At 62.0% G+C, this 15,468-nt stretch carries 12 protein-coding genes; 11 read left to right on the top strand and 1 reads right to left on the bottom strand.

Annotated features, from left to right (window positions below):
- Window positions 1-7: 7 nt before the first annotated feature.
- The 8 genes from HBH1_RS15530 to HBH1_RS15565 all read left to right on the top strand — a co-directional run bounded on the left by HBH1_RS15530 (window position 8) and on the right by HBH1_RS15565 (window position 8,203).
- Complete coding sequence (locus HBH1_RS15530; protein WP_102663479.1) at window positions 8-427, top strand: acyl-CoA thioesterase; 420 nt, start codon at window positions 8-10, stop codon at window positions 425-427.
- Window positions 428-522: 95 nt separating this feature from the next.
- Window positions 523-1,668, top strand: a complete 1,146-nt coding sequence (locus HBH1_RS15535; RefSeq protein ID WP_102663480.1) for an ABC transporter substrate-binding protein — start codon at window positions 523-525, stop codon at window positions 1,666-1,668.
- An 87-nt stretch (window positions 1,669-1,755) separates the two neighbouring features.
- Window positions 1,756-2,796, top strand: a complete 1,041-nt coding sequence (locus HBH1_RS15540; protein ID WP_102663481.1) for a branched-chain amino acid ABC transporter permease — start codon at window positions 1,756-1,758, stop codon at window positions 2,794-2,796.
- Complete coding sequence (locus tag HBH1_RS15545) at window positions 2,793-4,589, top strand: branched-chain amino acid ABC transporter ATP-binding protein/permease (protein ID WP_102663482.1); 1,797 nt, start codon at window positions 2,793-2,795, stop codon at window positions 4,587-4,589. The genes HBH1_RS15540 and HBH1_RS15545 overlap by 4 nt, the downstream gene beginning before the upstream one ends.
- Window positions 4,586-5,341: an ABC transporter ATP-binding protein gene (locus HBH1_RS15550; RefSeq protein WP_102663483.1), complete on the top strand. Its 756-nt coding sequence runs from the start codon at window positions 4,586-4,588 to the stop codon at window positions 5,339-5,341. The genes HBH1_RS15545 and HBH1_RS15550 overlap by 4 nt, the downstream gene beginning before the upstream one ends.
- A gap of 57 nt (window positions 5,342-5,398) precedes the next feature.
- Complete coding sequence (locus HBH1_RS15555) at window positions 5,399-5,950, top strand: DUF3237 domain-containing protein (RefSeq protein WP_102663484.1); 552 nt, start codon at window positions 5,399-5,401, stop codon at window positions 5,948-5,950.
- 14 nt (window positions 5,951-5,964) lie between these two features.
- Window positions 5,965-7,740, top strand: a complete 1,776-nt coding sequence (locus HBH1_RS15560; RefSeq protein ID WP_102663485.1) for an acyl-CoA dehydrogenase — start codon at window positions 5,965-5,967, stop codon at window positions 7,738-7,740.
- On the top strand, window positions 7,718-8,203 hold the full coding sequence (locus tag HBH1_RS15565; protein ID WP_006461636.1) for a MarR family winged helix-turn-helix transcriptional regulator: 486 nt from the start codon (window positions 7,718-7,720) through the stop codon (window positions 8,201-8,203). Before HBH1_RS15560 ends, HBH1_RS15565 begins: the two co-directional genes overlap by 23 nt.
- A gap of 165 nt (window positions 8,204-8,368) precedes the next feature.
- On the opposite strand, the gene HBH1_RS15570 is transcribed toward HBH1_RS15565, so the two are convergent.
- Complete coding sequence (locus HBH1_RS15570; protein ID WP_158243300.1) at window positions 8,369-8,767, bottom strand: hypothetical protein; 399 nt, start codon at window positions 8,765-8,767, stop codon at window positions 8,369-8,371.
- A gap of 233 nt (window positions 8,768-9,000) precedes the next feature.
- Here HBH1_RS15570 and HBH1_RS15575 point away from each other — a divergent pair, with 233 nt between their 5' ends.
- The 3 genes from HBH1_RS15575 to tagF all read left to right on the top strand — a co-directional run bounded on the left by HBH1_RS15575 (window position 9,001) and on the right by tagF (window position 15,468).
- On the top strand, window positions 9,001-9,840 hold the full coding sequence (locus HBH1_RS15575; protein ID WP_102663487.1) for a M15 family metallopeptidase: 840 nt from the start codon (window positions 9,001-9,003) through the stop codon (window positions 9,838-9,840).
- 763 nt (window positions 9,841-10,603) lie between these two features.
- The gene (gene tssM / locus HBH1_RS15580) at window positions 10,604-14,485 is read left to right on the top strand and encodes a type VI secretion system membrane subunit TssM (RefSeq protein WP_102663488.1); all 3,882 of its coding nucleotides are present in this window, start codon (window positions 10,604-10,606) and stop codon (window positions 14,483-14,485) included.
- On the top strand, window positions 14,482-15,468 hold the full coding sequence (gene tagF, locus HBH1_RS15585; protein WP_102663489.1) for a type VI secretion system-associated protein TagF: 987 nt from the start codon (window positions 14,482-14,484) through the stop codon (window positions 15,466-15,468). The genes tssM and tagF overlap by 4 nt, the downstream gene beginning before the upstream one ends.

The raw sequence follows: 15,468 nt of genomic DNA on the forward strand, positions 1-15,468 counted from the left end.
GAGCGACATGAGCAAGACCATCATCTATCCGGTGCGCGTGGAATTCGGCGATTGCGATCCGGCCGGCATCGTGTTCTTTCCCAATTTCTTCCGCTGGTATGACGCAGCCTCGCGCAATTTCTTCCACCAGTGCGGGGTGCCGCCCTGGCGCGAGACCGAAAAGACCCGCGGCATCATCGGCACGCCGGTGGTGGACATCAGTTCGCGCTTCGTGCGCCCGGCCACCTACGGCGACCAGGTGGAGGTGCATTCCACCATCATCGAATGGAACGACAAGACCTTCGTGATGCGCCACGAATTGAAACGCGATGGCGAACTGCTGTGCGAAGGACGTGACACCCGGGTGTTTGCGATCCGCCATCCGGACGATCCGAGCCGCATCAAGGCCATCGCCATTCCGCAGGACATCAGGGAAATGTGCAGCTAGACAGGAATCAGCAGACCAGGCAACAAACGAGGCGGAGCGTCCATGCCCTGCCCGTCATAAATCGATCACTCGATGACAAATACAAGGAGACGGAGATGAAGATGAAACTGGCAATCAAGGCAGGGGTACTGGCTTCCATGCTGGCCTGTTCCGCAATGGCACATGCCGAACTGACCATCGGCGTGGTGATGTCGCTGACCGGCCCGGGATCGGGACTGGGCATTCCGGCCAAGAACGGTTTCGCCCTGTGGCCGGAGACCATCGGCGGGGAAAAGGTCAAGCTCATCATCCTCGATGACGCCACCGATCCCACCCAGGCCAGCAAGAATGCGCGCCGCCTGGTGGCGGAAGACAAGGTCGACCTGATCATCGGCTCGGCCGCCGTGCCGCCCACCCTGGCCATCGCCGATGTCGCGCTGGAAACCCAGACCGTGCAGTTGGCCATCTCTCCCATCGAAACAGCCGAGGGCAAGGATGCCTGGACCTTCCGCCTGCCGCAATCGACCGCCGTGATGGCCGGTGGCGTGGTGGAACAGATGAAGAAGCTGGGGGTGAAGACCGTGGGCTTCCTCGGCTACTCGGACTCCTATGGCGAAAACTGGTTAAAGGAAGTGCAGCGCCTGACAAGTGCCGCCGGCATCAAGATGGGCACGGTGGAGCGCTTCTCCCGGGCTGACACCAGTGTGACGGCGCAGGCTTTGCGCGTGGTCAGCTCCAACCCGGATGCGGTGCTGGTGGTGGCCTCCGGCAGCGGCGCGGCCATGCCGCACAAGGCGCTCATCGAGCGCGGCTACAAGGGCAAGATCTTCCAGACCCATAGCGCCGCCTCGCGCGACCTGATCCGCCTGGGTGGCAAGGATGTGGAAGGTTCCTACGTCATCTCCGGCCCGGCCGTGGTGCCGGAGGCACTGCCGGACAGCAATCCTTCCAAGAAGCTGGCCATGGACTTCGTCACGCGCTACGAGAAGCAATTCGGCGCCGGCACCCGCAACCTGTTCGCGGCCCATACCTACGATGCCCAGCTGGTGTTGCAGAAGGTGGTCCCGGAGGCCCTGAAGAAGGCCAAACCCGGCACCCCGGCCTTCCGCACTGCGCTGAAGGAAGCGCTGGAGAACGCCGGCCCGATCCAGATTTCGCAAGGCACGCTGAACTACTCGCCGAAGGATCACTTCGGTCTGGGTGACGATGCCCGCATCATGCTGACCATCCAGAATGGCAACTGGAAGGCAGTCAACCCCTGACGCTGCGCCAACCGTTGCGGCGGCACGGCTTGATTGCAGACCGTGTCGCCGTTGTTCCGTGGAATTTGCCTGTTTCGCCGACTACTCATGGATTCTTCGATTGCCGCCATCCTCACCCTGGATGGCCTGACCAACGGCATCGTCTATGGCCTCATCGCCATTGCGCTGGTGCTGGTGTTTACGGTCACCCGCATTCTCTTCATTCCGCAGGGTGAATTCGTCGCCTATGGCGCCTTGACCCTGGCCATGCTGCAGCAAGGCCAGCGCCCCGGGCCACTGTGGCTGCTGCTGGTGCTGGCGGTCTGCGCGGCGGTCATGCAGGCCCTTGCGCTGCTGCGCTCGGGGCAGGCGGCGCTGCTGCCGCGTGCGCTGCTGGGCACGCTGGGCTTGCCGCTGGCGGTGGCCGCGCTGGTCTGGTGGGCTGCGCCGCAGCAGTTTCCGCTGCCGGTGCAGGTGCTGCTGACGCTGCTGCTCATTACCGCGCTGGGGCCACTGATGTACCAGGTGGTGTTCGAATCGCTGGCCGACGCCAGCGTACTGCAACTGCTGATCGTCTCGGTCGGCATCCACCTGGCGATGACCGGGCTAGGGCTGGTGTTCTTCGGGGCCGAGGGCTTCCGCACGCCGGCCTTCTGGGATGAGCGCTGGAACATCGCCTCGCTCACCTTGAGTGCGCAGACACTGGTGGTGGTGTTCGCCGCACTGGCACTGCTGCTGGCGCTGTGGCTGTTCTCCGGCCGCACGCTGTATGGCAAGGCGCTGCGCGCCACGGCGGTGAATCGCCTGGGGGCGCGGCTCATGGGAATCTCCACGACGCTGGCCGGCAAACTGTCCTTTGCCGTGGCAGCGTTTATCGGTGCTCTGTCGGGTGTGTTGATCGGCCCGATGAGCACCATCTTTTATGACTCGGGCTTCCTGATCGGGCTGAAGGGATTCGTCGCCGCCACCATCGGTGCGCTGGCGAGTTTCCCGGCGGCCGCAGGAGGCGCGCTGCTGGTGGGGTTGCTGGAATCCTTCAGTTCCTTCTGGGCCAGCGATTTCAAGGAAGTGATCGTCTTCATGGCGCTGCTGCCCATCCTGCTGTGGCGCTCGCTGGTGACACCGGCGCATGACGAGGACGAGGAATGAGCATGATCAACAAACGACTCCCGCTCTACGTGCTGCTGATCGTGCTGGCACTGTTCCCGCTGCTGCCCACGCCGCAGTTCTGGGTGATCCAGGCCAACTACATCGGGCTGTACGCGCTGGTGGCCATCGGTCTGGTGCTGCTGACCGGTATCGGAGGCATGACGTCCTTCGGCCAGGCGGCTTTCGTCGGCATGGGGGCCTACACCACCTCCTATCTCACCACGGTCCATGGCGTTTCGCCCTGGCTGACGCTGCCGCTGGGCCTGCTGATCACCGGGGTATCGGCCTATGTGCTGGGACGCATCACCTTGCGCATGTCCGGCCACTACCTGCCACTGGCGACCATTGCCTGGGGGATCAGCCTGTACTTCCTGTTCGGCAAGGTGGATTGGCTAGGCAAGTACGACGGCATCTCCGGCATTCCACCTCTGCACCTGGCGGGCGTGGATCTGGCTGGCGAACGCCACCTCTACTACCTGATCTGGATCATCGTGCTGGCGGCGGCCTGGGTCTCGCTGAACCTGCTGGATTCACGCGCTGGCCGCGCCATCCGTGCCCTCAAGGGTGGCCGCTCGATGGCCGAGGCCATGGGCGTGGATACCGGACGCTACAAGATCCTGGTCTTCGTCTTCGCGGCGCTGCTGGCATCGGTCTCGGGCTGGCTGTTCGCGCACATGCAGCGCACGGTCAATCCCTCGCCATTCAGCCTGGCGATGGGCATCGAATACCTGTTCATCGTGGTGGTCGGTGGCATCGCCCATATCTGGGGTGCGCTGCTGGGTGCGGGTGTGCTCAAGCTGCTGTCGGACCAGTTGCAGGTGTTGCTGCCCGCGCTGCTGGGCGACGCCGGCAGTTATGAAACCATTGTCTTCGGGCTGATCCTGATCGTGCTGCTGAAGTACGCCCGTGGCGGCTTGTGGCCCTGGGTGCGCGCCCTGTGGCTGCGCGCCTTCCCGCCGGCGCCGCAGCCGCTGCGCGTGGCCAGCGCCGCGCCCATGGACAGGCGGTCGGGACCGACACGCGGCGCGCCGCTGTTGCAGGTGGACCAGATCAACAAGCGCTTCGGCGGGCTGGTGGCGGTCAACGATGTGTCATTCAACGTCAAGGCCGGCGAGATCGTCGGGCTGATCGGCCCCAATGGCGCGGGCAAGTCGACCACCTTCAATCTGGTGACCGGACTGTTGCATGCCAGCGGTGGACGCGTAAGCTTCAACGGGCGCGACATCGCCGGTCTGCCGGCCCGTGCCATCGCCCACCTGGGGATTGCACGCACCTTCCAGCACGTGCGCCTGCTACCGGGCATGTCGGTGCTGGAGAACGTGGCGCTGGGCGCACACATGCGTAGCCAGCAGGGCTTCCTGCGCAATACGGTCAATGCCATGCTGCATCTGGAGCGGGTTGAAGAGAAGGCCTTGCTGGATGAGGCCGCGCGCGCCCTGCATCGCGTGGGCCTGCAACACCTGATGCACGAGCAGGCGGGCAATCTGGCACTTGGCCAGCAACGCATCCTGGAAATTGCCCGCGCCCTCTGCTGCGACCCGCTGCTGCTGTTGCTGGACGAGCCGGCGGCAGGCCTGCGTCACCTGGAAAAGCAGGCGCTGTCCCGGGTATTGCAGGAGCTGCGCAGCGACGGCATGAGCATCCTGCTGGTGGAACACGACATGGAATTCGTCATGGAACTGACCGACCACATCGTGGTGATGGAATTCGGCGCCAAGATCGCCGAAGGCACGCCGCAGGAAATCCAGCGGCATCCGGCGGTGATCGAAGCCTACCTGGGTGGAATCGAATGAGCGAACTGGTCCTCGAAGTCGCGCAACTGCGCGCAAGCTATGGCAAGGTGCAGGCGCTGCACGACATTGATCTCAGACTCGAACGCGGCAGCATCGCCACCGTGATCGGCCCCAATGGTGCGGGCAAGTCGACCTTGCTCAACGCCATCATGGGAGTGCTGCCGGCGCAGGGAACGGTGCGCTATCACGGTCGGGCGGCGGAGCGCTGGACGCTGGAGCAGCGTGTCATGGCCGGTATCGCGCTGGTGCCGGAGCGACGCGAACTCTTTTCCAGCATGAGCGTGGAAGACAATCTGCTGCTGGGCGGCTTTCGCCGCCTGCGCTTGCGACAGGCACAGCCGATGGATCAGCTCGCCACGGTCTTCGAATTGTTCCCGCGCCTGAAGGAACGGCGCAGCCAGCTGGCCGGCACGCTCTCGGGTGGCGAGCGCCAGATGCTGGCCATCGGACGCGCCATGATGGCCAAGCCGGAACTGCTGATGCTGGACGAACCCAGCCTGGGACTGGCACCGCGCATCGTCAAGGAAATCCTGCAGATCGTCTCCGAACTGCGCACGGCCGGTATCGCGGTGCTGCTGGTGGAGCAGAATGCGCGCGCCGCGCTGCAGACCGCCGATTATGGTTACGTGCTGGAACTGGGCAAGGTCAGCATGCAGGGAGAATCGGCACGGCTGGCCGGCGATCCGCAGGTGATCCAGGCCTACCTGGGCTTTGGCAAGAAGGCTGAGGCCGAGGTGGTGGCCGCTTCCTGAGCCTTGACGCTTTCTGCACCATCGCATGACCAATCAACATAGATAACGGAGACTAAGATGAAGAAGCTGTTCCTGCTGCTGGCCGCACTGACGCTATCCTTCCAGGCCCATGCGGCGAGCGATGCCGACAACACCGCGCTCACCCCACCGCAACCCAAGCTGGCCTTCCTGGCGCGCTTTTCGGTGGACCTGGTGGCGCCGATCTGGGAACTGGGCAAGACCTCGGATCTGGGTAAACGTCGCATCATCCCGATCACCGGTGGCAGCTTCAAGGGGCCGCTGATCAACGGTGAAATCCTCAACAACGGCGCCGACTGGCAGACCGTCACCGCCGATGGGCTGGCCATCATCGACACCCGCTATCTGTTGAAGCTGGACGATGGCGAACTGGTCTACCTGCAGACGCGGGGTGTGCGTTACGGCCCGCCGGAAGTGATGGCCGAGGTGGCCAAGGGCAAGCCGGTGGATCCCTCGCGCTATACCTTCCGCCTGTTCATGAACTTTGAAACCGCTTCCAAGAAATACGATTGGCTCAATCGCGCCATGGGTGTGGGCTACGCCATGCGGCTGGGTAATGCGGTGGTATATGACGCCTACCTGCTGAACTGAACGAAGCGGAAAGAATGACGATGCACTATACGCCGCCCCTGCGCGACTTCGCCTTCGTGCTCGATGAAGTATTGCAGGCGCCACAGGTCTTGCGCGCCTTGCCGGCGCATGCGGAGATCGATGGCGAGCTGATGCGGCAGGTACTGGAAGAAGCGGGCCGCTTCGCCGCCCATGTCGTCGCGCCGCTCAACGCTATCGGTGACCGCGAGGGCTGCCGCTTCGAGCGCGGAATGGTGAGCACCCCGCTCGGATTTGCGCAGGCCTATGCGCAATTCTGCGAAGCCGGCTGGCCGGCGCTGGCCTGCGCACCCGAACACGGCGGCCAGGGGCTGCCGCACGTGCTGGACTGCGCGCTCTATGAAATGCTCAGTGCCGCCAATCATGGCTGGACCATGTATCCCGGCCTGTTGCATGGCGCCTATGCCTGCCTGGCTGCACATGGCGCGCCCGAACTGCAGGCGCGCTATCTGGAGAAGATCGCCAGCGGCCAGTGGCTGGCCACCATGTGCCTGACCGAAGCCCAGGCCGGCAGCGACCTGGGCCAGTTGCGCACGCGTGCGCTGCCACAGGCCGATGGCAGTTATCGCCTGACCGGGGACAAGATCTTCATTTCCGGTGGCGAGCACGACCTGACCGACAACATCGTCCATCTGGTCCTGGCACGCCTGCCCGATGCACTGCCGGGCAGCAAGGGGCTGTCCCTGTTGCTGGCGCCTCGCGTGCTGCCCGATGGCAGCCGTAACGGCGTGCAGTGCACCGGCATCGAACACAAGATGGGCATTCACGGCAGCGCCACCTGCAGCCTGCATTTCGAGAACGCGCAGGCGTGGATGGTGGGCGAGCCCGGACGTGGACTGGCGGCGATGTTCGTGATGATGAATGCGGCGCGCCTGCATGTGGGTGCGCAAGGCGTGGGACTGGCCGAGGCGGCCTGGCAGCGCGCTATGGCCTATGCGAAGGAGCGCCGGCAATCACGTGCGCCGGGCGCCGCCGGCACCGATGTCATCCTCCGCCATCCGGCAGTGCAGAAGCTGTTGATGGAACAGCGTTGCCGCATCGAGGGCGCGCGCCTGTTGACCTGCTGGGCGGGCCTGCTGCTGGACCTGGCAGAGCACGATAGCGATGCCACGCTGCGCCGTCGGCATCACGAACGGCTGGAATTCATTACGCCGGTGATCAAGGCCTTCCTGACCGACCAGGGCTTCCAGTGCGCCAGCCGGGCCTTGCAGGTGTTCGGCGGACATGGCTACGTGGTCGAGACCGGAATAGAGCAGTTCATGCGTGATGCCCGCATCACGATGATCTATGAGGGGACCAATGAAATCCAGGCCATCGACTTCCTGATGCGCAAGGTGCTGGCCGACGACGGGCGGCGCCTGCACGATTTCCTGGCGCTGGTGGAGGCTGATATCGATGGTGCGGCAGGATTTGTCGAGCAAGGCCGATTGCTGAAAGACGCTGTGGATAATTTAAGCAGGTTCGCCATCGGGATTACGGACGCGGCCCGGGAGAAGCCCGTCCTTCCCTATTACGTGGCCGACGAGATGCTGCGCCTGACCGGACATGTGGCGCTGGGTTGGATGTGGTTGCGCGCGGGGCGTCGGGCGTTGTCGGCGCTGGACTCGGACCCGGCCTGGTACGGCAGCAAGCGGGATGCCGCGTGCTATCATTTCGCCTTTGTATTTGCGGAAGTCCAGCAGTTGTCCAGCGTGATCGAAGGCTGCCTGACAACCGGTCTGCCGCCCCTTCCAACCGACCTGGACCACCATGCTGCCCAAGAAGCCGGCTGATTTCGATTCCGACGACGGCGCTGCCGAGAATGCGGCGCTGGACCAGCAACTGCTGTTGAGCCTGGTCGGCTACAACTGCCGCCGCGCCTATATCACGATCATGCCGCTGTTCGAAAAGCGCATGGCCAAGTTCGCATTGCGACCGGTGGATTTCACGGTACTGAGCCTGTTGAAGGCCAACCCCGACATCAACCAGAAGCGCCTGTCCAAGGCGATCAACGTCTCCCCACCCAATCTCGCCACCTTGCTGGACAAACTGGAGCAGCGCGGCCTGGTGCTGCGCCAGCGCAACCCGCAGGATCGCCGCTCACAGGTCCTGGCCCTGACCACGGCCGGCATGCGCATGTGTACCAAGGCCGAACAGACCGCCGTCGAGCTGGAAATGAAGGCCACCGAGATGCTGTCCGATGACGAGCGGGCGCAGTTGATTGGCTTGCTGCAGAAGATGTTCTTGCCGCAGTAACGACGACGGGTGAAGGCGCTCGGCTTCAGAAGCTAATGCGCCAGTCTGTATTACCTGTCGATGGCACGCTCAATGCTCCTGCCTCTCTTCCTGCCACCGCTGCCTTTTTCCATGAGTTGCGGCCTTGTTATTACCGGCGGATGTCCGGCTCACCTTGGCCCTGCATCAACGCTTCGCGTCAAGCGCCTTCTTCGACACAGTTGGCGGTGGAGCGAGTCCCTCTTCCAGGGCCTTGGTCAAAGGCCCTGAATCACGCGCCCCCTCTCCTTCGGGCGGCGGATGATCTGTGTCATCCGCCGTTTTTTTCACGCCCGCTGCATGGGTGGTTTCAGGCCCAGTCCGGGCCCGTTCCGGCTCGGCTGTTGCCATTGCTTTCAACGGGCTGCTATCCAACCAGTTGATTGGCGGCGTCATGCCTGCTGCCATGGCCGCAATGGCTGCTACAACGAAGATAGCCACTAACGTCAACAAGGCCAGCACAACTATCGTGCGACGGCGCTTTGGCTTGCTGCGACCGACCAGATCGCCGGTCTCCATCTGCCCTTTGGAAATCGAATCGAGCATGCGAACTTCATCGGTGATGGGAGTGTCCGATGCTGGCATCAGGCTCGGCCTTCGGGGGGATGATTTTTCATGATTCGGGGACTGCAAGGCCGTTCTCCTGACAATTCAATTCAATAAAATTTCTGGGTTTACTGATTTTCTGTTCTGGGCAGAACGGATCAATTCCAGAAGTGTGCTGGCTTCGCACGACCGCTAGGACAATGCGTTGACCACAACAAAAAGGGGACGTCGTCGTGCTGTTTTTCCTCATTACTGTCTATCTGATCATCACCGGATTCGTGATGTGGCTGCTGCTTTTTCCCTCCGGCCGCATGCGGACTTCACGAATTATCCAGGCCTGCCTCGCCCGCGTCTCCACGATATGCAGGCGTTGGAAATCAAAGAGAGAAGAAGTGGTTTCAGGAACCAGAATCGGCGTGCGAAGCTCCCTCAACGCGGGCATAAACTATGCGAGTAGAAACTATAAATTACTATCCGCTATGGTTGCCTTATTGACCACTCCAGCAGTCATTGCATATCTCTTGAGTGGCAAGCCTATGCTGGACAGCTTCGAAGATAGCAACCGGACATCGGATTCCAGGATTGCGGAACTTTTAAAAGGCGAGCAACTCGTACCACCTCCACCGCTTCCGCCGGACATGTTTACCACCGCGGAAGTCGTCAAGGTTCGACCCATGCTGGTCTACGCCAGCCGCAACTGGCAATTGCTTAACGCCGAATACGCGCAGCGACTGCTACTGGTCTTCAGGATCATGAAGGAAAGGCATGGCTATGAGATGGTGCTCATCGAGGGATATCGCAGTCCCGAGCGACAGAACATGCTGGCGGGGTTCGGCAGCAGCGTCACCAATGCGGCGGCCTTCCAGAGTTATCACCAGTATGGGCTCGCCGGTGACTGTGCCTTCGTTCGGAACGGCAAGCTGGTGATCAGCGAGAAGGACCCGTGGGCGATGGAAGGCTATCGTCTCTACGGCGAGGTGGCCGGGTCGGTGGGGCTGACCTGGGGAGGAAACTGGAAAATGATGGATTTCGGCCATACCGAATACCGGATGCCGGGCGTGATGAAAAGGTAGATCGCTGCCATCGTCACGTGCCAGGCAGCCCGATGAAAGATTGCAGGAAATACGGGGGATACACCATGAACACGCCAATCATCCATGCACGATACCAGGCTGCACTCAGCCGCAGCCTCAGCGCGCGCGCCGGCAAGTGCGGTCGCCCGCCCTCCTGCTGCGACGCACTGCGCGGCGCCAGCTAGGGCAGACACCACATATCGGGCGGACGGACCGCCCACATCAGGGGCTGGGATCAATAACAACAATAAGAGAACAAGAACGTGAACACCGATGCCTACATGGTCAAGATGCGCCCTCCTGAACCGCGCAAGCTTTCCCGACACCGGGGTGATGTCCGTCACCCGCTCCCATGTCACCGAGCCCGGTGCAGGCTCCGTCCTGGACTGGCTCCAGCCGACTCCATCATTCATTGACATCAGCGCTCTTCCGGCGCAATACCGGGGCCGATCGGCTGCGCCCGGTACCCGCCGCTCGCCTGGCCGTGCCGACACGGATGAATTTCCGCGGAATCTGCTCGCGCAGGATGGATGCAGGTCATCCGCCAGAGCACTGAACACCGTTTCCAGAACCCGCTTCATCAATGGGTGTGAGATGCGTTCTGGCTGCCAGATATCCTCCGACCATCGGATCAGAAGGCAACTGGGCCAGCCTCCGCCTGCCAACGTACGCGCCGTCTTACGCCTTCCCACGAGGGCCGAGCCGACGATACTCAACACTGCGATCGCATGACAACAACCTCTAGCAGAAATCCCCCAACATCATGAAACGAATCTGGCATTTCCTTACCGATAAACGCACCCTCTTCATACTCGGGTTCGTCGCCTTCGCCATCTTTCTCCTCCTAGCGGCCGATCAGTTGGAGATCGATCTGGCCTGGGTTTTTCTCGTCCTCGGCGTGTGCCTGCTGATATGGCTGGCCTTCTGGCTGCTCAAGCGGGCAAAGGCGCGTCGTGCGGCAAACAAACTGGAGGACGCCCTGGAGAAGCAGGCGACACAGTCACCTCCGGCCAGCAGCGACGAGGTTCAGCGCGACGATGTCGCGGCACTGCGCCAGCGCATGCTGGAGGCCATCAATACCATCAAGACTTCCAAGCTGGGCCAGAAATCGGGTACGGCGGCGCTATACGAACTGCCCTGGTACATGGTGATCGGCAATCCGGCGGCCGGCAAGAGTACGGCCATCGCCAACTCCGGTCTCCAGTTCCCGTTTGCCGACACGGCCGGGAAAATTGTTCAGGGCGTAGGCGGGACGCGTAATTGCGACTGGTTCTTTACTACCGATGGCATCCTGCTGGACACGGCCGGCCGCTACGCGGTCTACGACGATGACCGCAAGGAGTGGTTCAGTTTCCTCGGTTTGCTCAAGCAGTATCGCAAGCAGGCCCCGATCAATGGGATCATCATCGCCGTCAGCATCGCCGATCTGACCGGCAATGACCCGCAGTTCTCGGTCACGCTGGCCAAGAACCTGCGCCAGCGCGTGCAGGAACTGACCGAGAAGCTGGAAGTCTTCGCCCCGGTCTACGTGGTCTTCACCAAGGCCGACCTGATCACGGGATTCAATGAATTCTTCCTCGATACCGAACGCAGCGAGCGTGATCGGGTGTGGGGCGCTACCCTCACCTATGACCGCCAGCGCGGTGGCCAGGATGTCACCAGCTTCTTCTCGGAGCGCTTTGATGAACTGTATGCCGGACTCAAGGAAATGAGCCTGGCCAACATGTCCGTCAGGCGCGGCGAAAATCTGGCGCCTGGCGTATTGACGTTCCCGCTGGAATTCTCTGCCATCAAGGGCACGCTGCGCTCCTTCGTCTCGACACTGTTCGAAGACAATCCTTTCCAGTTCAAACCGGTCTTCCGTGGCTTCTACTTCACCAGTGCCTTGCAGGAAGGGGAGACGGTAAGCTCCTCATCCGAACGCATCGCGGAACGTTTCGGACTGACGCTGGAGAAGAAGCCGGAGCGCGCGATCATCTCCAGGCATGGCTTCTTCCTTCATAACCTGTTCAAGCAGGTGATCTTTGCTGACAAGCAGCTGGTGTCGCAGTACACCAGCCGCAACAAGATCCGGCTGCGCTATGTGACCTTCTTCGGTGCCGTTACCCTGCTGGGTGCGCTGCTGGGCGGCTGGAGCTGGTCGTATATGGGCAATCGACAACTGCTCATCAATGTCCAGGCCGATATGGACAAGGCCATCAAGCTCCAGGATAACCGGCTGGACCTGCAGTCACGCTTCGAGGCACTGGAACTGCTGCAGGATCGCATCGAACAGCTTGAACATTACCGCAGCAGCCGTCCGATTTCGGTCGGATTGGGGCTCTACCAGGGCGATCTGCTGGAGCGCAAGCTACGCGAAGAGTATTTCGCCGGCATCAGGGAGATCATGCTCAAGCCAGTCGCTTCCAACATCGAAACCTACCTGATGGAGGTGAATGCCAACGCCGGAAAGCTGGAGCCCATGTCGCGTCCGGCGCAGGCAAGCGCCGTGACTGCAGCCGCCGACGCCAGCGCACTGTCCGCTCCGGCGTTGCGCACCTACAAGGATAGCTCGGCCACCAACGTGGAAGATGCCTACAACGCCCTGAAGACCTATCTGATGCTGGCCGACAAGCCACGTGCGGAATCCGGCCACCTGAGCGACCAGATCACCCGTTTCTGGCGTGGCTGGCTGGAGGCCAATCGCGGCACCATGCCGCGCGAGCAGATGATACGCAATGCCGAACGGCTGATCAGTTTCTCGTTGGAACAGATCAACGATCCCTCCTGGCCCACGGTTGAAAACAAGCTCACCCTGGTCGACCAGACGCGAGAAAACCTGCGTCGCGTGGTGCGCGGCATGCCGGCGCGCGAGCGTGTCTACGCGGACGTGAAGGCCCGGGCCGCCACCCGCTTCGCTTCCGTGACGGTGGCGCGTATCGTCGGCGACAAGGACAGAGAGCTGGTCATGGGCAGCTATGCAGTCCCCGGTACCTTTACCCGCGACGCCTGGAGCAAATTCGTCGGCGATGCCTTCAAGGATGCGGCCAACCGGGAATTGCAGAGTGCCGACTGGGTCTTGAAGACATCCTCCAAGGACGACCTGACATTGGAGGGCAGTCCCGAACAGATCCAGAAAGCCCTGGTAACGCAATACAAGGCCGAGTATGCCCGTGAATGGCAGAAATTCCTGCAAGGCGTGAGCATTCTCGAACTGCGCAACCTGGACGATGCCACCAATGCCATGAACCGCCTTGGCGATCCCGTCACCTCACCGATCAACAAAGTGATCAAAACCGTCTACGAGGAAACCTCCTGGGATAACCCTTCCATGGTGTCCGCCGGCGTGGCCACCGTCAGCAATGGCTTGACGGGGTGGGTCAAGGAAAACATCCTGCGTCGCTCTCCGACGCCGATCGCCGTGCCGACGCCGAACCAGCTCAATGGTGACGGCACAGGCGCAATGGGGGCAGTCGGCCAGGAATTTGCCGGGGTGGCGCGACTGGTGGCCAGCAAGGACAAGGGAGGCTCATACATGAGCGGCTACATGGAGAACCTCTCCAAGCTGCGCACCCGCCTCAATACCATCAAGAACCAGGGTGATACCGGCCCGGGGGCCAAGCAGCTGATGCAGCAGACGCTGGAAGGTACAGGTTCCGAGCTGTCCGATTCGCTCAAGTTTGTTGATGAAGAAATGCTGCCCGGCCTGAACGACCAGCAGAAGGCCGTGCTGCGCCCCCTGTTGGTCCGCCCGCTGATCCAGGGCTTCAACGCGCTGATCCTTCCGACCGAAGGAGAAGTCAACAAGATCTGGCGGGCCCAGGTCTATGAGCCGTTCCAGAACAATCTGGCCGCCAAGTATCCGTTCTCCCCCGCATCCAAGATCGAAGCCAATAGCGGCGAGATCGGTACGGTCTTCGGCGAGAACGGCGCAATCGCAAAGTTCGTGAACACGGCAATGGGCCCCTTGGTAGTACGACGCGGCGACGCCTTGTCCCCACGCAGGTGGGCCGACATGGGCATCAACCTCTCGCCGGCCATCACGGGCAGCTTCGCCGACTGGGTCAATACCTCAGGTAGCGCCGGCGGCGGGGGCGCTGCTGGCGGCGCCGGCGACGGCCAGACGGTGTTCCAGATCCAGGCGCAACCGGCGCCGGGTGCGCTCGAATACTCCATCGAGATCGACGGTCAGCAACTGCGCTACCGCAATACCCAGTCGCAGTGGACCAACTTCATCTGGCCCAATCCGCAAGGCGCACCTGGCGCACGCGTGACGGCCGTGACCTATGACGGCCGTACGATAGAACTGGCCAATCAGCCTGGCCGTTTCGGGCTGGAACGGCTGATCAACAGTGCACAGCGCAAGCGCAAGGACAACGGGATCTTTGAATTGTCGTGGACCAGTGAAGGGGTGACGGTCGCCGTGAATCTGAAGATCATCAGCAGTGCGGCGGTCACCGGCAGCGGCAATGGAGCTGCGCGTGGGACAGCAGCGCTGCGCGGACTGAAACTGCCGGAAATCATCGTCGGTAGCGCGCCATCCAGTTCCGACGTTCACTCCGGCCCGACCTCTGCCACCCCACCGTTCAACCAGGCCGGCGCAATCACGGGCGATCCGGCGACGCTCCTGCAGCGTCCAGGGATCGACATGGGGAGGAAACAATGAGCCGCACCAGCACACCGATCCGGGTCGGCTATTTCGGCAAGATTCCTGCGCGCGGAGACTTCATCAAGGCCACCGACAATGCCGCACTGATCACGCTCCTCGACAACTGGCTGGCGCAAGCCATGGAGCTGCTTTCCAACGATCCACGCTGGAAGGATATCTATGACGCGCTCAAGCCACTGCATTTCGTTGTCATGGGGCCACGCAGTCGCAGGGCCGTCGCCGGCCACCTGCGCGCCAGCGGGGACCAGTCGCAACGTCGCTTCCCGTTTATCTCGATGAGTACCTTCGATGTGGAAGACCCGATTGCCTTCGTCAATCACAGTGCGATGATCCTGTCACGGCTCTGGTCACGCCTGGACATGCTGACCGACGACGTACTGGATGCGTCCGACCCGGGCCCACCGCTGCAGGCGCTTACTGCGGCCGAACTTGAGCTGGATATCGACCGCACCGGGTATAGCGCCATCTTTACCGATTTCCTGGAACTACAGACCTTGGCGTCGCTGGGGCAGCTGCTGCAGCACGCAGGATTCCAGGGCGACCTGCGCCACCTGCTCCTGGCGCTGGGTCTGCTGTTACACCCTGTGATGACGAGTACGTCAAGCCGCCTGGACAAGAACCTCATCCTGCCACTGCCGCTCGACCCGCTCTATCGTGGTCTGGTGACCAGCTTCTGGATGCATCTGCTGACACCCTTTCTGTCGCGCGCCGATTTCGAATTGCTGCTATTTCAGACCAGTCTGCGCGGGCAACCATGCATGTTTCTGGGATTTTCCGGAGCCTCCCCGCGCACACTGCACGCGGTCATCGACAGCGGCTCGGGCGCGGAGCACAACATTGCCTTCGACAAGGCAGACTGGGTCGAAGAGCATGTGTACAGCGGTCCCGGCATCCAGAAACTGTCCAGCTACCTGACTCATCCCGACCTGTCGTTGAAGTCGGTCATGGGTTCATTCCATCACGCCTTCATTGGTGCCTGA

The organism is Herbaspirillum sp. BH-1 (genome assembly GCF_002870055.1).
Lineage (GTDB): Bacteria > Pseudomonadota > Gammaproteobacteria > Burkholderiales > Burkholderiaceae_D > Herbaspirillum > Herbaspirillum frisingense.